Genomic DNA, 441 nt, shown 5'->3' on the forward strand with positions numbered 1-441 from the left:
CCACCAAAGCCCATAGGAACACCAAAGTGCTGAGCGTTGCCCAGGACGATGTCTGCACCCATTTCACCCGGCGCTTTGATCTTGATGAGCGCCATCAGGTCGCTGGCTACCGCGGCCAGAGCGTTCTTTTCATGCAGGGCACTGATGACATCTGTGAAATCAGTGATTTCTCCCTGACGACCCGGGTACTGGAATAGGGCACCGAAGACGTCATGGTCTGCCGCTTTCTCTGCAGGGCCGACGATGATTTCCCAGCCGAAGGCTTCTGCGCGCGTACGGACAACGTCGATGGTCTGTGGCAGACACAGCTCATCAATGTAGAAGGTGTTTGATTTGTTCTTGCGAACCGAGCGCTTTGCCATCGCCATGGCTTCAGCGGCGGCGGTGCCCTCATCAAGCAAAGAGGCGTTTGCCAGTTCCATGCCGGTGAAGTCGATGATC

1 pseudogene is annotated in these 441 nt (G+C 56.5%); it reads right to left on the reverse strand.

What is annotated here, in order from left to right:
* Positions 1-441: pseudogene (locus tag B2067_RS11585) on the reverse strand (glycine dehydrogenase (aminomethyl-transferring)); the annotation flags it as partial.

The sequence above is a fragment of the Thalassolituus sp. UBA2590 genome (genome assembly GCF_002339775.1).
GTDB lineage: Bacteria > Pseudomonadota > Gammaproteobacteria > Pseudomonadales > Oceanobacteraceae > Thalassolituus.